Genomic DNA, 19,184 nt, shown 5'->3' with positions numbered 1-19,184 from the left:
CTTGCTCGCTAGTCGCAGCGGGGTGGGCAGGATGCGAGGTAGGCTGGCCCACCCCGCTGCAACTAGGCCCGGCTGCGCCGGACCGAGTTTCGCTGCCCCTCCCGCCTGCGGGAGGGGATGATCTTTCCCGCGCCCGCTCATTTCGGCAACCTCGTCACGAGCGAGCTGGTGTCGCGGCGGCCGTTGCCGAGCTTCTGCACATCGGCGTAGAATTGGTCGACGAGGCTGGCGACGGGCAAGGTCGCGCCGTTGACGCGCGCTTCCTCGATCGCGAGGCCCAGATCCTTGCGCATCCAGTCGACCGCGAAGCCGAAGTCGAACTCGTCCTTCGCCATCGTGCCCCAGCGGTTGAGCATCTGCCAGCTCGCCGCGGCGCCGCCCGACACCGCCTCGAACACCTTGTCGGTATCGAGGCGCGAAGCCTGTGCGAAACGCAAGGCTTCGGAGAGGCCCTGCAGCACGCCGGCGATCGCGATCTGGTTGACCATCTTCGTCGTCTGCCCCGCGCCGGGGCCGCCGATATGGACCATGCGCGCGGCATAGGCGCGCATGACGGGTTCGGCCGCCTCGAACGCGGCTTTCGTGCCGCCGCACATGATCGACAGCGTGCCGGCCTCGGCGCCCGACTGGCCGCCCGAGACGGGGGCGTCGACGCTGTGGAGGCCGAGCCCCTCGGCCTCGACCGAAAGCTGGCGCGCGATGCGGGCGGAAACAGTGGTGTGGTCGATGAACAGCGCGCCTTTCTTCATCGCGCGAAAGGCGCCATCGCGGCCGAGCGTCACCTGCGCGAGATCATCGTCGTTGCCGACGCAGGTCAGGACGACGTCGGCGTCGGCCGCGGCCCCGGCGGGGGTCGATGCCGCCGCGCCGCCATAGGTCGCGACCCAGGCATCGGCCTTCGACCGCGTGCGGTTATAGACGGTGAGGTCGTGCCCCGCCCTTGCGAGGTGCCCCGCCATCGGCCCGCCCATAACGCCGGTGCCGATGAAGCTGATGCGCAATTTCTGTTCGCTCATAAGGGGTCCATAGCATTGTTTGCTTCGCGCGCCAGATGGGCTAGGGCCAGCCGCGTTATGACAGACCTCGCAACCGCTCCCGCTGCCGATCTTCCGGTGATCTCGCTCGACGATGTCCGTGCGGCTGCGGTGCGAATTAACGGCGCGGTCGTGCGGACGCCGACGCTGAAATCGCAGACGCTCTCCGAGCTGGTCGGCGCCGAAGTGTGGCTGAAGTTCGAGAATCTGCAATTCACCGCGGCGTACAAGGAGCGCGGCGCGCTCAATGCGTTGCTGCTGCTCAGCGACGAGGCGAAGGCGCGCGGCGCGATCGCGGCGTCGGCGGGCAATCACGCACAGGGCCTCGCCTATCACGGCAAGCGGCTCGGCGTGCCGGTGACGATCGTGATGCCGAAGACGACGCCGCAGGTGAAGGTGTCGCAGACCGCGAGCCATGGCGCGACGATCGTGCTGCACGGCGAGACGTTCGACGACGCCTATGCCCACGCGCGGGTGCTGGAGAAGGAACGCGGGCTGACCTTCGTGCACCCCTTCGACCATCCGCACGTTGCCGCGGGGCAGGGGACGGTGGCGCTTGAAATGCTCGAGGATGTGCCCGAGCTCGATACGCTGATCGTGCCGATCGGTGGCGGCGGGCTGCTCGCAGGGATGGGCACCGCGGCGCGCGGGATCAAGAACGACATGCGCCTCGTCGGCGTGCAGGCCGAGCTGTATCCGTCGATGTATGCCGAGCTGAATGGCGTCGACATGGCGTGCGAGGGCGACACGCTGGCCGAGGGCATCGCGGTCAAGGAGCCGGGGTCTTACACCCGCAAGCTGGTCGCCGAACTCAACGACGACATCGTGCTCGTCGCCGAGCGCCATCTGGAGCGCGCGGTCAGCCTGCTGTTGCAGATCGAAAAGACCGTGGTGGAGGGCGCAGGGGCCGCGGGACTCGCGGCGATGCTCGCGCATCCCGAGGAATTCGCCGGGCGCAAGGTCGGACTGGTACTCACCGGCGGCAATATCGACACGCGGCTGCTCGCGAACGTGCTGCTGCGCGACCTTGCGCGGTCGGGCCGCATCGCGCGCCTGCGCATCCGCCTGCAGGATCGCCCGGGTGCGCTGTTCAAGGTGATGAAGCTGTTCGACGAAAAACAGGTCAACATCATCGAAATCTACCACCAGCGTATCTTCACCACGCTGCCCGCCAAGGGCCTGATCACCGACATCGAATGCGAAGCGCGCGACCGCGAGCATCTCGACAGCCTCGTCGCCTCGCTGCGCGATGCGGGTTATATGGTGACGACGGTCGAGCTGGCTTGATTTCCCCCCTCCCGCAGGAGGGAGGGGTGGCGAGGCTTGGCAGCTTGCTGCCTAGCCGCAGCGGGGTGGGCAAGGCGGCCTCGCTGCATGCCCACCCCGTTGCGACTAGCGAACAAGTTCGCAAGTCTCACTGCCCCTCCCGCTGGCGGGAGGGGATTGCTATGGCGGCTAGATGAAAGAATTCACCCTCTCCTTCACCGCCACCCCCGACAGCATCGACGAGCTTGGCCATGTCAACAATGCCGTGTGGGTCCAGTGGATCCAGCAGGTTGCGACGGGCCATTGGGACGCCGCCGCGCCGCAGAGCCACAAGGATGCCTACATCTGGGTCGTGGTGCGACACGAGATCGATTATCTGCGCGCGCTCGGCCCCGGCGAGACGGTGACCGCGCGGACGTGGGTCGCCGACAAGCCGCAGGGCGCTAAGTTCGACCGCTTCATGGAATTCACCGGCGCGGACGGAAAGGTGCATGTCCGGGCGCGAACGGTGTGGGCGCTGCTCGAAAAGGCGAGCGGGCGGCCGCTGCGCGTGACGGACGAGATTGTCGCTCCGTTTTTGGGGTAGGGCGGATTTGGCAGTGGATTCCAGACATTCGTCACCCCGGACTTGATCCGGGGTCCACGACTTCAACGCCGCGATGGATCCCGGATCAAGTCCGGGATGACGAAGAAAGGAATATCCTCCCTGCGGCGCAGCCGTGGGGAGGGGGACCGTCGCCGCAGGCGATGGTGGAGGGGCCGCGACCTCGCGCCACTTGCCCCTCCGTCAGCGCTTCGCACTGCCACCTCCCCATGGCTGCGCCACGGGGAGGAACCAAACAGCAACCTCCGGTCGCAACCCGCCGTCCGCTCTAGCGCTCGCTGATGATCCGCCGCCGTTCGATCCAGCCTTCGGCGCAGGTCGAACCCGCGCGGGCCGGGCGGCTGCCGATGCCGCCGCAGCTGTGGCGGCGGTCGGCGAAGCGGACGAAGATCCATACGCCCCGCGACCCGCAGAGAAAAACGGGCTGACCGGGCTTTACCCGCGCGGTGCGGCGGGCGCCGGGCGAGGGGGCGAGCGACACCCAGATTCGCGTTTCGCGCGGATCGCCCGCGATCCGGCCGAGCGTACACGCCGGCGCGGGGGCGCCCTGCATCATCAGGGCGATCGCGGCGGTCGTGACGGTCAGCATGGAATCATTGTCCTTCGAAGGGGGGAGACGCCGCCGCTTGCCCGATCAACCTATCTCTTCGGTTAACGCCTTGATGATAGCCGCCACAGACGTCGGCGCATAGGCGAAGCCCATGTGGCCGCAATCGACCTCGACCTGCCGGTCGCTTTCGTGCGGCGCGCCGCGCGCGCTGTTCACCGCGATCACGCCGTCGTGCCGCGACCAGAGCGCGAAGGTCGGCATCGAGGGGCGCGGCGCCGGGTGGAAGTCGATCGGCGGATTGTCGACCGGGTGGCGCGCGACGAGATGGTACAGCCGCCAGGCGCGGTTGGCGCGTCGGCTGCCCGAAAAAGGCGAACCGAGCGTCACGACGCGCGCGACCTTGTCGGGATGATGCTTGGCATATTCGCGTGCGTAGATGCCGCCGAGGCTCCAGCCGACGAGCGCGGGGGCATAACCGGTGCGGTCGATGATCCACTGCACGCGGCTGTCGATGCGCTCGATGATGTCAGGAGTCGCGCCGCGATTGAAGCCGAGGCCCCAGGCGTAGCAGCGAAACCCTGCGCGGCGGAGGTCGCCGCGCAGCGCTTTGGTGGCCCAGTCGCCCGAGAGGAAACCGGGCAGCACCATCACCGGCGGATGCTCGCTGTCGGGATTGGGTTCGGGCGGCATCGGCCGGATGCGCCCCGCGATGGCGCGCAGCAGCGCCCCGACCTCGCGCCACAGCAGCGAGAGCGGCGGCGGTGCGTCGGGATCGGGAATGCGCGCGGGCCATTCGGCGCGCCGGGTAAGGAAGCCGCGGATCATCGTGGGCGCCTATAGCAGATTTTGCAGGCGTGCGAAGGCAGGCGCATGGCGGGGCTTGGGTCCTAACCCTAGCCCTTCGGAACCAGCCGTAACAGCTTGCCGCCCTCGCCATCGGTCAGCAGCCAGACCGAGCCGTCGTCGCGCACTTCGACCTCGCGGATGCGGGTGCCGAAGTCCCAGCGGTCCGATTTATGCAGCGTGTCGCCGTCGACCTGCATCCGGATCAGCCCCTGACCCGACAGCGCACCCATCAGCAGGCTGTTCTTCCAGCCCGGATAGAGATCGCCGCCGTACCAGACGAGCCCGGCGGGCGAGACCGAAGGGTTCCACCACAGCTTCGGTGCGTCGAACTCCGGCCGCGTCGGGTGGTCGGGAATGTCGCGCCCGTCATAATGGTCGCCGTTCGAGACGATCGGATAGCCGTAATTCGCCTTCGCCTCGACGAGGTTGACCTCGTCGCCGCCCTTCGGACCCATTTCCTGCTGCCAGAGCTTGCCCGTGCCGTCGAAGGCGAGGCCGAGGATGTTGCGGTGGCCGAGCGACCAGATCTGCGCGGTCACGCCGCCTTGCGAGGCAAAGGGATTGTCGGCGGGGACGCTGCCATCGGGATTCAGCCGGACGACCTTGCCGAGATTGGCCTTCCTGTCCTGCGCGGGATCGAACTTCTGCCGCTCGCCCGAACCGATGAAGAGATATTGGCCGTCGGGCGAGAAGGCGAGGCGGTGCGAATAATGGCCGCGGCCGGTGACTTTGGGATCCTGTTTCCAGATGATCTGCAGTCCCTCGAGGCGCGGCGCGGCGCCCTGCACCAGTTTCGCGCGGCCGACCACCGCACCGGCGGTGCCGCCGTCGCCCGGTTCGGCCCAGCTCAGGTAGATCGCGCCGCTGGTCGCGAAGTCGGGCGCAAGGATCACGTCGCCGAGGCCGCCCTGTCCGCCATAGGCGACGGCGGGCACGCCCGCGACGTCGAGCGTCGGCCCGTCCTCCTGCCAGAGTTTGAGCTTGCCCGACCGTTCGGTGACGAGCGCCTGCTTGCCGCGCGGGAGGAAGGTCATCGCCCAGGGTTCGTCGAAGCGCGCGATCTCGCGGACCGCGAAGGGAGCTTCGGCGAGCGGGGTCGCGGGCTGCGCGCCCGATGCGTCGAGGCTGGCGCTGTCGGCGGGCGCGGCGTTGCTCGTCGTGCCGGCCGAGCAGGCGGCAACGATCATCGCCGCAAATAGGGCGGCGGGGGAGATTTTCTTCATGAATTTGCTCGCTTTGCTGGGGGGCGGAATATCAAATCTGGCGCACCCCGGCCGTGAAGTCGAGAGGGTTCAGCCCCCCGATGCCTCGCGGCGCGCGGTTATTTCCTCGACGCTGTTCATGATCGCGTCGATCGCCTCGCTTGCGGGTGGCGCGTCGGCGCGTTTCTGCGAGAATTGCCCGTTCGCCATGATCTCCTCAAGCGCCGACCGCGCGCGCGACACGCGGCTTTTCATCGTGCCGAGCGCGCAGTCGCAGATGCTTGCAGCTTCCTCGTAGGACATGCCGCCGGCGCCGACGAGGATCAGCGCCTCGCGCTGGTCCTGCGGCAATTCCATCAGCGCGCGTTGCAGGTCGGTCATCTCGCCCGCATCCTCCTGGCTGGCGGGCGTCGACAGCGTCCGCTCCACCGCGACCTCATCATAGTCGCCGTGGAACTTGTTCCGCCGCATCTGCGACAGGAAGGTGTTGCGCAGGATGACGAAGGTCCACGCCTTGATCGAGGTGCCGCGCTCGAACCGGTCGCGCGAAGCCCAGGCCTTGACCATCGTGTCCTGCGTGAGATCGTCCGCAAGGTCGGGGTTGCCCGACAGGCTGCGGCCATAGGCGCGCAAATGGGGAATGACGCCCGCCAGCAGGGCCTTGAACTCGCTGTCCGAAAGGGAGCTATTGTCCTGCGGCAGCGGCGCAGTGCTGGTTCGCGCCATTATTGTTCGGGGCTCTCGTGGTCGAGCTTCGCAAGCAAGTCGAGCATATCGGCGGGCAATTGTTCGGCGACGATATTGCCGTAGATCATCCGCAGCTTGGCGCTCACCGGCTCGGGCGACTGGCGGCCCGTCAGCGTACGGTGCCACTGATCGCTGCCGGTGCCGGGGAAGCTGCCGTTCGACCGGCGCGGTTCATCCTGCCCGATGACAGGGCGGTCCTTTCCGTTGAACCTGTTGTTGCCGTGCGTAGCCATGCCGAAGCAACGACGGAATGCGCCGCTGGTTCCCGCTTTGGTTGTTTTTTGCGACGAACGCGTTGCCATGAAGCAACACTGCTCTTATTCGGACCGGCGTGAGGGGTCACATCTTTCCCGGCCTATGCCCGGGAAACAGGAGCGTGACCACCTTGATTTCAGTGATTTACGTCAGCGTCGCCGATCCGTTGATCCGCGAAGAAGATATTGCCGCAATCCTGCTGAGCGCCCGGCGCAACAATAGGCGGGACGGACTCACCGGCGCGCTCATCTATAATGGCCATAATTTCATGCAGCTGCTCGAAGGTCCGGCGGGCGAGGTCGATGCGTGCCTCGATACGATCCGGTGCGACCCGCGCCACAGCGGAATGGTCGAGGTGAGGCGCCGCGCGATCGACGTTCGCGAGTTCGCCGAATGGTCGATGCTCTATTGTCCGGGCTTCGAGGGATATGACGAGGATCTGGCCCGACTTGCCGCGAACCGCCGACTCGATCCGCAGGACGAGCGGATGATGGCAAACTTCATTGCGCTGGGCCGTCGCCGCGCGACATTCTGACCTGCGCTACCCTTGCATTGAAGTTTCAAGGCGCTAAGCCTTGGACAAGGTTCAGTAGAACCCGAGCATATAAAAGGCCCTGTTATCAGCGACGTTACGCCCAGCCCCCTCGATGATGCCAGCTTCAAGCGCGAGCTGGCAGCTATGCTCCCGCATCTGCGCGCCTTCGGCCGCAGCCTGACGGGGAACGCCGACCTCGCCGACGACCTAGTGCAGGAGACGATGCTGAAGGCGTGGAAGGCGCGCGCCAGCTATATCCCGGGGCCGTCGAGCATGAAGAGCTGGGCCTTCGTGATCCTGCGCAACTGTTTCCTGTCGCAGATGCGGCGGAAGAAATTCACCGCCGACTATGACGAGCTTGCCGCCGAGCGCCTGCTCGTCGCGCCCGACGACCAGAACGACAGCCTGCATCTGGCCGACGTGCAGCGTGCATTGTTGCTGCTGCCGGTCGACCAGCGCGAGGCGCTGATCCTGATCGGCGCGGGGCAGCTGTCCTATGAGGAAGGCGCGGAGATTTGCGGCTGCGCGGTGGGGACGATGAAGAGCCGCGTGTCGCGTGCGCGCACGGCGCTCCACGCGATCCTGGAGGGCGGGGACATGCCGCTGCGCAGCGACGACCCGCTGGCGCCGAGCGAAGCCTTCGCGTCCATCATGAGCGATATCGACCAGCTGACCGGCGGCGGGCCTTCGCCGGACTGAGGCGCTGAGCACCCCGAACCGTGAGGGCGGCTTCGGGGAGTGGAGCGAACGCGGCCAACAGTTGGCGGCCGCTATCCGAATGCCCGCAGGAGCGGAATTAATGGGTTCTGTCCCTAGGCCGCCAGTTGCGGCGTAAATAGCAGGCTCTGGCTGATCGCGGCGCGGACGGTGTTCCGGCCGAAGGGTTTCGAAATTAAAAAGGTCGGCTCGACACGGTGGCCGGTGAGCAGCTTTTCGGGAAAGGCGGTGATGAAGATCGCCGGCACCGGCGCGATCGCCAAAATATCCTGCACCGCATCGATCCCCGACGATCCGTCGGCGAGCTGGATGTCGGCGAGGACGAGCCCCGCGTCGCTGTTTTCGAACGCCGCGACCGCATCCTCATGCGTCGTCGCGACACCCGCGACCTCGTGGCCGAGGTCGCGGACGATCTGTTCGAGGTCCATCGCGATCAGCGGCTCGTCTTCGATGATCAGCACCGATGTGCGTGCCTCGCGGTCGACCTCGTCCACCGCCTCGGCGAGCAGGGTTTCGACCATCGCACTGTCGGCGCCGGTGATCGCCGCGGTCTCCTCGACCGAAAAGCCTTCGAGTGCGGTCAGCAGCAGCATCTGGCGGCTGAGTGGGGTGATGCGCGCGAGGCGGCGGTTGGCGGCGCGAACGAGGGGGTTCTCGCCCTCGTCGCTGCCCTCGCCATCCTCGATGAAGGCGCTTTCCCAGATGCGGTGGAAATTGCGGTAGAGGTCGATGCGCGTGTCATCCGAGACGCGGAACTCGTCGGGAGCGGCGACGATGACTTCGAGCGTCGTATGCACGAAATTGTCGCCATGTTGCTGGCTGCCCGTAAGTGCGCGCGCGTAGCGGCGCAGAAAGGGCAGGTGCCCGCGGATTTCGTCTCCCAGCGTCATATCAATGCTCCCTCCAATCGTAGGAATACGCTTCGCCGCGCCGACGGGTTCCGCTTGTGCGATACGAAAAGCGTCCCTTCTTGCTGCAACTTGTCGGTCGGGAATGCGTAGAGTCTGCCGAGCCGTGATGATATTTGCGTGTAAGCGGTAGGAATTGCTCTATTTTCTCCGCAGTGTCGTAACCGCGCTTTTTGGGAACCCTTTTCTATGGCAGAGCAGCCTGGGGCCAGTGCCGGTACGATGGCTCCGCAAGCAACGGAGGGGCGGATCTTGGCGGACGGCGGCGAAGGCGACGCGGTGACGCGCGAGGCGTGGCGGCTGGAAACCCTTCGCGAATACCGATTGATGGATACCGCCCCCGAGGCGGCTTTCGACCGTGTGACGAAGCTCGTCGCGGACCTGTTCGATGCGCCGATCGCGCTTGTCACGCTGGTCGACGATTGCCGCCAATGGTTCAAGTCCGCGCATGGGCTGACGGTCAGCGAAACGCCGCGCGACATCAGTTTCTGCCAATATGTCATCGCCGGCGACGCACCGCTCGTTGTGACCGACACCGCGGCCGACCCGCGCTTCGTCGACAATCCGCTGGTAACCGGCGAGCCGTACATCCGCTTCTATGCCGGGGTGCCGCTTCGCGCGTACAACGGCATGGTACTCGGGACGCTGTGCGTGATCGACCGCAAGGTGCGGGCGACCCTCGATCTTCGCGAGATGGAACGGCTCGAGGACTTCGCCGCGATCATCATGGCCGAGGCCGATCTGCGCCGTATCGTCGTCGAGCGCGACGACGCCCGCCGGACGCTGGAGCGCGCGCTCGATTTCTCAGGCATCGCAAGCTGGCGATACGATGCGCGGGCCGATGCGGTCACCTGGCGCGGGGCCGTCGCCGAACTCTGGGGCGCCGACTATGCCTCGGCACTCACCAACCGTGAGGGCGTGTTCGCACGCATTCATGCCGAGGATCGCGCGCGCGTCGAGGTTGCGATCAACGAGGCGGTGGCGAGCGGCACCTCCTATTCGGTCGAGCATCGCATCGATCATCCCGAGCGCGGGGTCCGCTGGCTGGGGATCCGCGGCGACTGGGACGTGCGCGACGACGATGCGATCCTGACCGGCGTTTGCATCGATATCACCGAACAGAAGAGCCGGCAGGAAAATGCCACGCTGCTGATGCGCGAACTGCACCACCGGATGCGCAACCTGTTCGCGACGGTCGGCGCCATCATCTCGCTGAGCCGCCACGCCGCGCGCGATGTCGACGATTATGTCGAACGGATCAGCAGCCGCCTCGACGCGCTCAACCGCGCGCAGAATGTACTGCTCGGCGCCAATTTCATGACCGGGTCGATGCACGCGCTGCTGCGCGAGGTCGAGGCAAGCTTTCCGCGCATCCGCTGGTCGGGCCCGGACCTGCTGCTGCCCGAAAATGCCCTTGTCGCGATGGCCCTGCTGTTCAACGAACTTGCGACCAATGCGGTGAAGCATGGTGCGCTGACCGGCGCCGACGGGCAGGTCGACGTGAACTGGTCGCAGGATCCCGAAGGCAGCGACCCGCGCCTGTTCCACCTGACCTGGGCCGAAAGCGGCGGCGCGCTGACGGTCGCCGAGCCCGAACGGACCAGCTTCGGCACGCTGCTGATGGAGCGCAGCGTGAAGAATAATCTGGGCGGCACGATTGAGCGCGACTGGAAACCGGACGGGCTGGTCGTCGACATCACCTTGCCCGCACGTTGGCGCGAAGCATAAGCGCGACAAGCGCGACCCGATCGATTTGTTCTTTCTATGTTCTCATGCTAGGCATGGGCCATGTCCGCGAAACCGATTCTAGAAAAGCTGGCGGTGCTGGCCGATGCGGCGAAATATGATGCGTCCTGCGCGTCGTCGGGGACCGTGAGGCGCGATTCGGTCGGCACGAAAGCTATCGGGTCGACCGAGGGCATGGGTATTTGCCACAGTTACGCGCCCGACGGGCGGTGCATTTCGCTGCTCAAGATCCTGCTGACCAATTTCTGTATCTACGACTGCCGTTTCTGCATCAACCGCGCGTCGAGCAATGTCGAGCGCGCGCGCTTCAGCCCGCAGGAGGTCGTCCGGCTGACGCTCGATTTTTACAAGCGCAACTATATCGAAGGACTGTTTCTGTCGTCGGGGATCATCCGGTCCGAAGATTATACGATGGAGCAGCTTGTCGAGGTCGCGCGCATCCTGCGCGAGGAGCATCGCTTTGGCGGCTACATCCATCTGAAGACGATCGCGGGCGCCGATCCCGGCCTGATCGCGCTGGCGGGGCTCTATGCCGATCGCCTCTCGACCAATGTCGAGCTCCCGACCGAGGAGGGCCTGTCGAGCTTCGCGCCCGAGAAAAAGCCCGAGACGATCCGCAAGACGATGGCATCGGTGCGCGTCGGCGCGGACGCGGCGATCGAGGCGGCGAAGAGCCGGCTGATCGGCAAGGCGAAGCCGCCGCGCTTCGCGCCCGCGGGTCAGTCGACGCAAATGATCGTCGGCGCGGACGCGGCGCGCGACGACGATATCCTCAAGACCGCGACGAACCTCTATTCGGGATACCAGCTTCGCCGCGTCTATTATTCGGCGTACAGCCCGATCCCCGATGCCAGCCAAGACCTGCCGCCCGTCCGCCCGCCGCTGATGCGCGAGCACCGGCTCTATCAGGCCGACTGGTTGCTGCGCTTTTATGGTTTCGAGCGCGCCGAAATCATGGAAGGTGCGCGCGGGGGAATGCTCGATCTCGCGATCGATCCCAAGCTCGCGTGGGCGCTCCAGCGGCGCGAAGCGTTTCCGGTCGATATCAACCGCGCGCCGCGCGAATTGTTGCTGCGCGTGCCGGGGCTGGGGACGCGCGCCGTCGACCGCATCGTCGCTGCGCGGCGGCTGGGCAAGCTCAGGCTCGGCGATCTCGCTAAGCTGACTGCATCGGTGAAGAAGGTCCTGCCCTTCATCGTGACGCCCGACTGGCGGCCGGGCAAGCTCACCGACAGCGCCGACCTCCGCGCCCGCTTCGCGCCGCCCGCGGAGCAGCTGGCGCTCGCGCTGTGAGGGAAGTGGTCCTGAAAGAGCCCGGCGACTTCGCCGAGTGGCGGAGCGCGGCAAGAGGTTTGCTTGCGAGCGGCATTGCGCCCGACGACGTAAGCTGGCGCGGTAGCGCCGAAGGCGCGTCGCTGTTCGGCGATGAGGCAGTGGTGGCGCCAGCGGGCGCGGTGTCGCTGCCGCGCGAATTGCTTGAAATCGCCGAGCGCGTCATCTGCCATCGCGACCCGGAAACGGCCGCGCGGCTCTACCGCATCATCTGGCGCGCGGCGCGCGACCGGCAGTTGCTCGCGCGAACGACCGATTCCGAAATCGACTGGCTGCGCAAAGCGGACAAGGCGATCCGCCGCGACGTCCACAAGATGCACGCCTTCGTGCGCTTCCGCCGGCTCGGCGAGGAGGCGGGGCGCGAAAGTTTCGCGGCGTGGTTCGAGCCGACGCACCGCATCCTGCGGCTGACCGCGCCCTTCTTCCAGCGGCGCTTCTACGGCATGGACTGGGCGATCGTGACGCCCGATGCGCGCGCGATCTGGCAGGACGAAACGCTGAACTACGGCCCCGGCGGGACGAAGGACGAGGTGCCCGACAGCGACCTGGTCGAGGATCAGTGGCGGACTTATTATGGCGCGATCTTCAACCCCGCGCGGGTGAAGATCGACGCGATGCGCGCCGAGATGCCGAAGAAATATTGGAAGAACCTGCCCGAGGCGCAGGATATCGCGCCCTTGCTCGCGGGCGCCGAGGCACGGGTGGAACGCATGCGCGAAGCGGCCGTTTCCATGGCGAACCCCTTGACCGACAAATGGCGGACGCGCGTGCCCGAAGACTTGCTCCTCGATGACGATGTGAAGACGCTGGCGGACGTCGCGCGCGCGGTGGATCGCTGCACGCGCTGCCCGCTCTATTGCAACGCGACGCAAGGCGTGGCGGGCGAGGGGCCCGAGCGCGCGCGGATCATGCTCGTCGGCGAACAGCCGGGCGATCAGGAGGATCTGCAGGGGCGGCCGTTCGTCGGGCCGGCGGGGCAGGTGCTGAACGAGGCGCTCGAAGAGGCGGGGCTCGACCGGACACGGCTATTCCTCACCAACGCGGTCAAGCATTTCAAGTTCGAGCCGCGCGGCAAAAGGCGGCTTCACCAGAACCCGACGACGGGAGAAATCGACATCTGCCGCTGGTGGCTCGACAAGGAGCGCGCGCTGGTGCAGCCCGACCTGATCGTTACGCTGGGCGCCAGCGCGCTACGCGGGGTGACGGGCAAGAGCGCGAGCATCACGTCGATGCGCGGCGCGGTACACGAGCTGGAGGGGGGCACGAAATTGATCGCGACGATCCATCCGTCCTTCCTGCTGCGCTTGCCTGACCGCGAGCGAGCCGCGAAGGAGCGCGCGCTGTTCGTCGCCGACCTTGCGCTCGCCCGGAAACTCGCCGCCTGATGGCGAAGACCAGGACCTGGATCGAGCCGCACCCGAGCGGAATCCATGTCAAGCCCGCCGACCTGTGGATCGACCCCTCGCGCCCCGCCCCGCGCGCGGCGGTAACGCACGGCCATGCCGACCATGCGCGCAGCGGGCATGGCGCGGTGTTTGCGACCCCCGAAACGCTCGCGATCATGGCGCTGCGTTACGGCGTCGATGCCGAGGCGAGCAATAACGCCGCCTTTGCCTATGGCGACGGGTTCGAGCGCGGCGGGGTGCGTTTCAGCTTCCACCCGGCGGGACATGTGCTCGGCAGCGCGCAAATTTTGATGGAGTATCAGGGCGAGCGGATCGTCGTTACCGGCGACTACAAGCGCCGCGCCGACCCGACCTGCGCGCCGTTCGAGGTGGTGCCATGCGATATCTTCGTTACCGAGGCGACCTTCGGCTTGCCGGTGTTTCGCCATCCGCCGACCTCCGACGAGATCGCCAAGCTGATCGGCGCGGTGCGCGCCGAGCCCGAGCGCTCGGTGCTCGTCGGCGCCTATGCGCTCGGCAAGGCGCAGCGGGTGATCACCGAGCTGCGCGGCGCGGGATGGGATGCGCCGATCTATATCCACGGCGCGCTTGAAAAGATGTGCCAGCTTTATGCGGTGCATGGCGTCGATCTTGGCGAACTGCGGCTCGTTTCGGAAACCGACAAGGCCGAGATGGCGGGGCAGATCGTCCTAGCACCGCCCTCGGCGCTCAATGATCGCTGGTCGCGGCGGCTGCCCGACCCGGTGACCGCGATGGCGTCGGGCTGGATGCGCGTGCGCCAACGCGCGCGGCAGCGGATGGTCGAACTGCCGCTGGTGATCTCGGACCATGCCGACTGGGACGAACTGACGACGACGATAAGCGAGGTGAACCCGAAGGAAAGCTGGATCACCCATGGCAGCGAGGACGGGCTGCTGCGCTGGTGCGAGCTGACGCAGCGCAAGGCGCGCGCGCTGCACCTGGTCGGGCGCGATCTGGAGGAGGAGGCGTGAAGCGCTTCGCGGCCCTGATCGACCGGCTGATCTACACGCGCTCGCGCAATTCGAAGCTCGCGCTGATCGTCGATTACCTGCGCCACACGCCCGATCCCGACCGCGGCTGGGCGATCGCGGCGCTGACCGAGAGCCTGGACTTTCCGGCGGTGAAGGCGGGGACGGTGCGGACCCTGCTCGCGACCCGCGTTGACGAGGAATTGTTCCGCCTGTCGCGGCATTTCGTCGGCGATACGGCTGAGACTGCGGCGCTGCTGTGGCCGGAAGCGTCGGGGAAGAAGGCAGATCTCAGCGTGTCGGATGCGGTCGATGCGCTGGCTGCGACCAGCCGCAGCGACGCGCCCGCAGTGGTCGCGTCGCTGCTCGACCGGCTCGACGCCGACGGGCGTTATGCGTTGCTCAAGCTCGCGCTCGGCGGAATGCGTGTCGGGGTGTCGGCGCGGCTTGCGAAGCAGGCGTTCGCGCAGGCGTTCGATGTGCCCGTCGACGATGTCGAGGAGCTGTGGCACGCGATCCCGCCGCCCTATGCGCCGCTGTTCGCGTGGGGCGAGGGCAGGGCGGAGCGACCCGACCTTGCCGACGTCGCCTTCTTCCGCCCCTTCATGCTCGCGCATCCATTGGAGGAAGAGAGCGTCGATCTTGCCGACTATGCCGCCGAGTGGAAATGGGACGGCATCCGCGTCCAGATCGTCCATGGTGGCGGCGAGACGCGGATCTACAGCCGTGGCGGCGAGGAGATCAGCGGCGCTTTCCCCGAACTGGTCGCGGCCTTCGATCAGGATGCGGTGATCGACGGCGAATTGCTCGTGCGCGGCGAGGTTCAGGGTGGCGAAGCGGCGAGCTTCAACGCCTTGCAGCAAAGGCTGGGGCGGAAAGTCGTGTCGAAGAAAATGCTCGCCGACTATCCGGCCTTCGTGCGCGTCTACGACTTGCTCGCGGTTGACGGCAATGATCTGCGCGCCCTCGCGTGGACCGAACGGCGGCGGCAGTTGGAAGCCTTTGTCCCCCGGCTTGCCGCCAGCCATTTCGACCTGTCGCAGGTGATCGACGCGACCGATTTCGACGATCTCGCCGAGCGCCGCGCCGGCGCGCGCGATGCCGCGATCGAAGGCGTGATGCTCAAGCGCCGCGATGCGCCCTATGTCGCCGGGCGCCGCGCTGGCCTCTGGTACAAATGGAAACGCGACCCGCTCACTGCCGATTGCGTGATGATGTACGCCCAAAGGGGCAACGGCCGCCGCGCGAGTTTCTATTCGGACTATACCTTCGGCTGCTGGTCCGACGCGGGCGAATTGCTACCCGTGGGCAAGGCCTATTCGGGCTTCACCGACGAGGAATTGAAGTGGCTCGACAAGTTCGTGCGCGACAACACGCTGAACCGCTTCGGGCCGGTGCGCGAGGTCGAGAAGTCGCTGGTGCTCGAAGTCGCGTTCGATTCGATCCACACGTCGAAGCGCCACAAGTCGGGGCTCGCAATGCGCTTCCCGCGCATTTCGCGCATCCGGCGCGACAAGCCTGCGGAGGAGGCCGACCGGATCGCAACGCTGCAGGCGATGGTGACTTAACTTGCCCTGTCTCGTCATCCCGGACTTGATCCGGGATCTATTGCGGCGCTGGAAGCATGGATCCCGGATCAAGTCCGGGATGACGAAGGTGGAGACGTCGGCTCGAACTGACGAGGATGGTAAAGCCGTCGGTCGGACGGAGAAAAATTCCCCGTCACATCCTTGCAACCCACACCCGCGATACCGAGTTAAAGGCCGCAAAGACCCCAAAACAAATGGAGACTGCCATGACGATCGCCCATCCTCCTCTCCCCTATGCTCTCGACGCGCTCGAGCCGCATATCTCGGCCGACACGCTGGCGACGCACCATGGCAAGCATCACAAGGCCTATGTCGACAAGACCAACGCCGCGATCGAAGGCACCGAACTGGCTGACAAGAGCCTCGAGGAAATCGTCCACCACGCCGAAGGATCGGGCAACAAGGGCCTGTTCAACAATTCGGCGCAGGCGTGGAACCATGCCTTTTATTGGGAAAGCCTGAGCCCGACCAAGACTGCGCCCGCCGGCGATCTTGCCGCTGCGATCGAGCGCGATTTTGGCTCGCTGGACGATCTCAAGAAGAAGCTCAAGGACACCTCGGTCAACCATTTCGCGTCGGGCTGGGCGTGGCTGGTCGCCAAGGACGGCAAGCTGTCGGTCACCGACACGCACGATGCGGGCACCGAACTGACGGCGGGGATCAAGCCGCTGCTGGTGATCGACGTGTGGGAACATGCCTATTACATCGATCGCAAGAACCTGCGCCCGGCCTATGTCGACGCGGTGGTCGACGAGCTGCTCAACTGGGACTTCGCGGCTGAGAATCTCGCGCGCGAGACGACCTGGACCTATCCGGCGTAATTTGCCCATGAAGAAGATCGTGTGTCCCCGCGAAGGCGGGGACCCATCTCCTGTGGGCTCCAAATAGCGCGGACCGATGATGGGCCCCCGCCTTCGCGGGGGAACACAGATTTTTGGCGGCAGCTTTGGCCGCTATCGTCACGCTGTCTCCTCGCCTATAGGCGCCGCCATGACGATCAGCCTGTTCGAACTCTTCAAAATCGGTGTCGGTCCCTCCAGCTCGCATACCGTCGGGCCGATGGTCGCCGCGCGGCGCTTCACCGTCTGGCTCGAAGAGGCTGGGCTGCTGACGAAAACCGCGCATGTCGAGGCCGATCTCTACGGCTCGCTCGCGCTGACGGGGAAGGGCCACGCCGCCGACACCGCGATCGTCGCGGGGCTCGCGGGCGAGATCCCCGCATCGACCAGCCTCGCCGCGATCAAGGCGCATTGGGACCGGGCGGAGAGCGAGGGTTTCCTCTATCTACTCGGCCGCCAGCGCGTCCGCTTCCAACCCAAGCGCGACCTGCATTTCCAGATGCGCCAGCGCCAGCCGTTTCACAGCAACGCCGTGAGCTTCACCGCGCGCGATGGCGAGGGCGAGATATTGGCGAAGCGCATGTATTTCTCGATCGGCGGCGGCTTCGTCGTCGACGAGGACGAGGCGGGGCGCAACAGCCGCGGCGCCGAGGACGAGGTCGAATTGCCCTTCGCCTTCACCTCGGGCGCTGACCTGCTCGCCATGGGCGCGGCGTCGGGCAAGAGCTTTGCCGAGATGATGCTCGAGAATGAGCTGGTGCATCGCAGCCTTGACGAGGTGAACGCCGGGCTCGACGCGATCGCGAGCGCGATGGATGCGTCGATTGAATCGGGCTGTTGCAGCACCGGAATTTTGCCGGGGGGCCTTAAGGTCAAGCGCCGCGCGCCGCAGATCTCCGCCGACATCCGCAACCGCCACGAAACCAATCTGATCGACCCGCTCGCGATGATGGACTGGATCAACCTGTGGGCGATGGCGGTGAATGAAGAGAACGCCGCGGGCGGCAAGGTCGTCACCGCACCCACGAATGGCGCGGCGGGAATCATCCCCGCGGTGATCCGCTTCTACCGCCGCGGCTATCGCGGCGATGATGCAGGCGTCCGCACCTTCCTGCTCGCCGCGGGCGCGGTCGGCGCGCTCTACAAACGCAACGCCAGCATCTCGGGCGCCGAGGTCGGCTGCCAGGGCGAGGTCGGGGTCGCCTGCTCGATGGCGGCGGCGGGGCTGACCGCGGCGCTGGGCGGCACCAACGCGCAGGTCGAAAATGCCGCCGAGATCGGCATGGAGCACAACCTCGGCCTCACCTGCGACCCGATCGGCGGCCTCGTGCAGATCCCGTGCATCGAACGCAACGCGATGGGCGCGATCAAGGCGATCGACGCCAGCCGCATCGCGATGATCGGCGACGGCACGCATGTGGTGAGCCTCGACACGGTGATCGCGACGATGCTGCAGACGGGGCGGGATATGCGGGATAAGTATAAGGAAACGTCGAAAGGCGGGCTGGCGGTTAGTGTGGTGGAGTGTTGATTACCAACTCTCATCTATCGTCATCCCGGACTTGATCCGGGATCCATTGCCGCGCCGACGTCATGGACCCCGGGTCAAGCCCGGGGTGACGAAGGCAGATAGGCCGATTGCGAAAGTCGACCGTGTCGATCATAGTTGGGCGATGCGCTACTTGTTGCTTGCGGTTTTCGCCGTACTTCTTTTCCTCGCAGTTATTCGGTTTGATGATCTGGGCATCACGGCGCAGGTGGCTCTTGCGCTTGCTTGCGGCGCTTTCTTCGGACGCTATCTCTGGGTCGGCTTTCGCACGGAAACGATGGAAGCGCCGGGCGTCGGCTATTTGGCGGGACATCGAACCGAAAACCCAATTCTCTTTTGGTTCTGCACCGCGTTCAACGCCATCATGCTTGCTCTCACGGTCGTAATCGCAGCGAAGCTCGCCGGCCTGTAGTGCAGACTTAAACTACCTTACGCCGCAACGCTCCCGGTAATTCCTCGCGCAGCTTGTCGATCAGCAGCCGCACCTTGGGCAGCAGATGCCGCCGCTGCGGATAGACCGCCCAGAGCGGCTGCTCCTGCGCGCGCAGCGCGTCGAGGAGCGAGACGAGCGCGATCTCCTCTTCATCGTCATCCCGGACTTGATCCGGGATCCACGGCGGCGCTGACGTCATGGACCCCGGATCAATTCGAACGAGCCACGTGTCTCGTTCGAGGGTGACGACACGAATAGGAATGTTGGCGTGGGCCGCTTTTCAATGCTCGTCACCCTGAACTTGGTTCAGGGTCCATGGCCGGACCTGTCCTTCAGCCCTGCGCCTTTTTGTTTCGCGCGAAGACGCGAAGACGCGAAGACGCGAAGACGCGGTGGGCCGGAGGGCCCGTTTCCTGTCAACGGTACGGCTGGTCGCACGGTTGCAAAGGAAAGCCGCCTCGCCGCCGGCGCGAGATCTTCGCGTCTTCGCGCGAAAAACGTCAGGCACCGCGCTAACCGGATAGCGCTGAGCCATGGATGCTGAAACAAGTTCAGCATGACGAGATATGGAGGCCGCTCGCATCTTGCATTGCCGCGCGCTTTGCCTGATTGGGAGCGCCGAGAAGGAGACCGCCCC

At 65.9% G+C, this 19,184-nt stretch carries 20 protein-coding genes; 12 read left to right on the top strand and 8 right to left on the bottom strand.

Annotation, left to right across the window (positions count from 1 at the left end; all coding sequences use genetic code 11):
• Positions 1 to 137 precede the first annotated feature (137 nt).
• Positions 138 to 1,016, bottom strand: a complete 879-nt coding sequence (locus ATE64_RS18895) for an NAD(P)-dependent oxidoreductase (RefSeq protein ID WP_058457479.1) — start codon at positions 1,014 to 1,016, stop codon at positions 138 to 140.
• 57 nt (positions 1,017 to 1,073) lie between these two features.
• On the opposite strand from ATE64_RS18895, the gene ATE64_RS18890 reads away from it, so the two are divergent.
• Together ATE64_RS18890 and ATE64_RS18885 are read left to right on the top strand one after the other, a co-directional pair.
• Complete coding sequence (locus ATE64_RS18890) at positions 1,074 to 2,321, top strand: threonine ammonia-lyase (RefSeq protein WP_058457480.1); 1,248 nt, start codon at positions 1,074 to 1,076, stop codon at positions 2,319 to 2,321.
• Between the two features lie 172 nt (positions 2,322 to 2,493).
• On the top strand, positions 2,494 to 2,886 hold the full coding sequence (locus ATE64_RS18885) for an acyl-CoA thioesterase (protein ID WP_058457481.1): 393 nt from the start codon (positions 2,494 to 2,496) through the stop codon (positions 2,884 to 2,886).
• 286 nt (positions 2,887 to 3,172) lie between these two features.
• Here the strand turns inward: ATE64_RS18885 and ATE64_RS18880 are convergent, their stop codons facing one another.
• The 5 genes from ATE64_RS18880 to ATE64_RS18860 all read right to left on the bottom strand — a co-directional run bounded on the left by ATE64_RS18880 (position 3,173) and on the right by ATE64_RS18860 (position 6,482).
• Positions 3,173 to 3,493, bottom strand: coding sequence for a hypothetical protein (locus ATE64_RS18880; RefSeq protein ID WP_058457318.1), 321 nt, complete (start codon positions 3,491 to 3,493; stop codon positions 3,173 to 3,175).
• Positions 3,494 to 3,538: 45 nt separating this feature from the next.
• Positions 3,539 to 4,279, bottom strand: a complete 741-nt coding sequence (locus ATE64_RS18875; RefSeq protein ID WP_058457317.1) for an alpha/beta fold hydrolase — start codon at positions 4,277 to 4,279, stop codon at positions 3,539 to 3,541.
• Positions 4,280 to 4,347: 68 nt separating this feature from the next.
• On the bottom strand, positions 4,348 to 5,523 hold the full coding sequence (locus ATE64_RS18870) for a PQQ-dependent sugar dehydrogenase (RefSeq protein ID WP_058457316.1): 1,176 nt from the start codon (positions 5,521 to 5,523) through the stop codon (positions 4,348 to 4,350).
• A gap of 69 nt (positions 5,524 to 5,592) precedes the next feature.
• On the bottom strand, positions 5,593 to 6,228 hold the full coding sequence (locus tag ATE64_RS18865; protein WP_058457315.1) for a sigma-70 family RNA polymerase sigma factor: 636 nt from the start codon (positions 6,226 to 6,228) through the stop codon (positions 5,593 to 5,595).
• Complete coding sequence (locus ATE64_RS18860; RefSeq protein WP_058457314.1) at positions 6,228 to 6,482, bottom strand: hypothetical protein; 255 nt, start codon at positions 6,480 to 6,482, stop codon at positions 6,228 to 6,230. The genes ATE64_RS18865 and ATE64_RS18860 overlap by 1 nt, the downstream gene beginning before the upstream one ends.
• 143 nt (positions 6,483 to 6,625) lie before the next feature.
• On the opposite strand from ATE64_RS18860, the gene ATE64_RS18855 reads away from it, so the two are divergent.
• Together ATE64_RS18855 and ATE64_RS18850 are read left to right on the top strand one after the other, a co-directional pair.
• A complete protein-coding gene (locus ATE64_RS18855; RefSeq protein WP_231729179.1) occupies positions 6,626 to 7,039 on the top strand; it encodes a BLUF domain-containing protein in 414 nt (137 codons plus the stop codon).
• A gap of 69 nt (positions 7,040 to 7,108) precedes the next feature.
• Positions 7,109 to 7,738, top strand: a complete 630-nt coding sequence (locus ATE64_RS18850; RefSeq protein WP_058457313.1) for a sigma-70 family RNA polymerase sigma factor — start codon at positions 7,109 to 7,111, stop codon at positions 7,736 to 7,738.
• Positions 7,739 to 7,851: 113 nt separating this feature from the next.
• Here ATE64_RS18850 and ATE64_RS18845 read toward each other — a convergent pair whose 3' ends face one another.
• Entirely contained in the window at positions 7,852 to 8,646 is a 795-nt protein-coding gene (locus ATE64_RS18845) for a response regulator (RefSeq protein WP_058457312.1), read from the bottom strand.
• A gap of 270 nt (positions 8,647 to 8,916) precedes the next feature.
• On the opposite strand from ATE64_RS18845, the gene ATE64_RS18840 reads away from it, so the two are divergent.
• From ATE64_RS18840 to ATE64_RS18805, 8 genes are all read left to right on the top strand, one after another.
• The gene (locus ATE64_RS18840) at positions 8,917 to 10,392 is read left to right on the top strand and encodes a GAF domain-containing protein (RefSeq protein ID WP_231729180.1); all 1,476 of its coding nucleotides are present in this window, start codon (positions 8,917 to 8,919) and stop codon (positions 10,390 to 10,392) included.
• 60 nt (positions 10,393 to 10,452) lie between these two features.
• Positions 10,453 to 11,703 carry a putative DNA modification/repair radical SAM protein gene (locus ATE64_RS18835; protein WP_058457310.1) on the top strand — a complete coding sequence of 417 codons (1,251 nt, stop codon included), beginning with the start codon at positions 10,453 to 10,455 and terminating at the stop codon, positions 11,701 to 11,703.
• A complete protein-coding gene (locus tag ATE64_RS18830) occupies positions 11,700 to 13,127 on the top strand; it encodes a UdgX family uracil-DNA binding protein (protein WP_058457309.1) in 1,428 nt (475 codons plus the stop codon). The genes ATE64_RS18835 and ATE64_RS18830 overlap by 4 nt, the downstream gene beginning before the upstream one ends.
• The gene (locus tag ATE64_RS18825; protein ID WP_058457308.1) at positions 13,127 to 14,140 is read left to right on the top strand and encodes a ligase-associated DNA damage response exonuclease; all 1,014 of its coding nucleotides are present in this window, start codon (positions 13,127 to 13,129) and stop codon (positions 14,138 to 14,140) included. The genes ATE64_RS18830 and ATE64_RS18825 overlap by 1 nt, the downstream gene beginning before the upstream one ends.
• Entirely contained in the window at positions 14,137 to 15,705 is a 1,569-nt protein-coding gene (locus ATE64_RS18820; RefSeq protein WP_058457307.1) for a cisplatin damage response ATP-dependent DNA ligase, read from the top strand. The genes ATE64_RS18825 and ATE64_RS18820 overlap by 4 nt, the downstream gene beginning before the upstream one ends.
• Before the next feature lie 227 nt (positions 15,706 to 15,932).
• Positions 15,933 to 16,547 (top strand): superoxide dismutase, encoded by a 615-nt coding sequence (locus ATE64_RS18815; protein ID WP_058457306.1) that lies wholly within the window; start codon positions 15,933 to 15,935, stop codon positions 16,545 to 16,547.
• 169 nt (positions 16,548 to 16,716) lie between these two features.
• Positions 16,717 to 18,096: an L-serine ammonia-lyase gene (locus tag ATE64_RS18810; protein ID WP_058457305.1), complete on the top strand. Its 1,380-nt coding sequence runs from the start codon at positions 16,717 to 16,719 to the stop codon at positions 18,094 to 18,096.
• 142 nt (positions 18,097 to 18,238) lie between these two features.
• Positions 18,239 to 18,526 (top strand): hypothetical protein, encoded by a 288-nt coding sequence (locus ATE64_RS18805; RefSeq protein ID WP_058457304.1) that lies wholly within the window; start codon positions 18,239 to 18,241, stop codon positions 18,524 to 18,526.
• Between the two features lie 7 nt (positions 18,527 to 18,533).
• On the opposite strand, the gene ATE64_RS18800 is transcribed toward ATE64_RS18805, so the two are convergent.
• Complete coding sequence (locus ATE64_RS18800; protein ID WP_058457303.1) at positions 18,534 to 18,746, bottom strand: hypothetical protein; 213 nt, start codon at positions 18,744 to 18,746, stop codon at positions 18,534 to 18,536.
• Between the last annotated feature and the right edge of the window lie 438 nt (positions 18,747 to 19,184).

The sequence above is a fragment of the Sphingopyxis sp. H073 genome, from assembly GCF_001468395.1.
Taxonomy (GTDB): domain Bacteria; phylum Pseudomonadota; class Alphaproteobacteria; order Sphingomonadales; family Sphingomonadaceae; genus Sphingopyxis.
Note: the sequence above shows the minus strand (reverse complement) of the source record. Positions and strands in the feature narration are given on the sequence as shown.

What these genes read in the sequence shown, in the direction of transcription:
- ATE64_RS18895 (WP_058457479.1), bottom strand. Translation starts at nt 1,016, where the DNA reads ATGAGCGAACAGAAATTGCGCATCAGCTTCATCGGCACCGGCGTTATG.
- ATE64_RS18890 (WP_058457480.1), top strand. Translation starts at nt 1,074, where the DNA reads ATGACAGACCTCGCAACCGCTCCCGCTGCCGATCTTCCGGTGATCTCG.
- ATE64_RS18885 (WP_058457481.1), top strand. Translation starts at nt 2,494, where the DNA reads ATGAAAGAATTCACCCTCTCCTTCACCGCCACCCCCGACAGCATCGAC.
- ATE64_RS18880 (WP_058457318.1), bottom strand. Translation starts at nt 3,493, where the DNA reads ATGCTGACCGTCACGACCGCCGCGATCGCCCTGATGATGCAGGGCGCC.
- ATE64_RS18875 (WP_058457317.1), bottom strand. Translation starts at nt 4,279, where the DNA reads ATGATCCGCGGCTTCCTTACCCGGCGCGCCGAATGGCCCGCGCGCATT.
- ATE64_RS18870 (WP_058457316.1), bottom strand. Translation starts at nt 5,523, where the DNA reads ATGAAGAAAATCTCCCCCGCCGCCCTATTTGCGGCGATGATCGTTGCC.
- ATE64_RS18865 (WP_058457315.1), bottom strand. Translation starts at nt 6,228, where the DNA reads ATGGCGCGAACCAGCACTGCGCCGCTGCCGCAGGACAATAGCTCCCTT.
- ATE64_RS18860 (WP_058457314.1), bottom strand. Translation starts at nt 6,482, where the DNA reads ATGGCTACGCACGGCAACAACAGGTTCAACGGAAAGGACCGCCCTGTC.
- ATE64_RS18845 (WP_058457312.1), bottom strand. Translation starts at nt 8,646, where the DNA reads ATGACGCTGGGAGACGAAATCCGCGGGCACCTGCCCTTTCTGCGCCGC.
- ATE64_RS18835 (WP_058457310.1), top strand. Translation starts at nt 10,453, where the DNA reads ATGTCCGCGAAACCGATTCTAGAAAAGCTGGCGGTGCTGGCCGATGCG.
- ATE64_RS18825 (WP_058457308.1), top strand. Translation starts at nt 13,127, where the DNA reads ATGGCGAAGACCAGGACCTGGATCGAGCCGCACCCGAGCGGAATCCAT.
- ATE64_RS18815 (WP_058457306.1), top strand. Translation starts at nt 15,933, where the DNA reads ATGACGATCGCCCATCCTCCTCTCCCCTATGCTCTCGACGCGCTCGAG.
- ATE64_RS18810 (WP_058457305.1), top strand. Translation starts at nt 16,717, where the DNA reads ATGACGATCAGCCTGTTCGAACTCTTCAAAATCGGTGTCGGTCCCTCC.
- ATE64_RS18805 (WP_058457304.1), top strand. Translation starts at nt 18,239, where the DNA reads ATGCGCTACTTGTTGCTTGCGGTTTTCGCCGTACTTCTTTTCCTCGCA.
- ATE64_RS18800 (WP_058457303.1), bottom strand. Translation starts at nt 18,746, where the DNA reads ATGACGTCAGCGCCGCCGTGGATCCCGGATCAAGTCCGGGATGACGAT.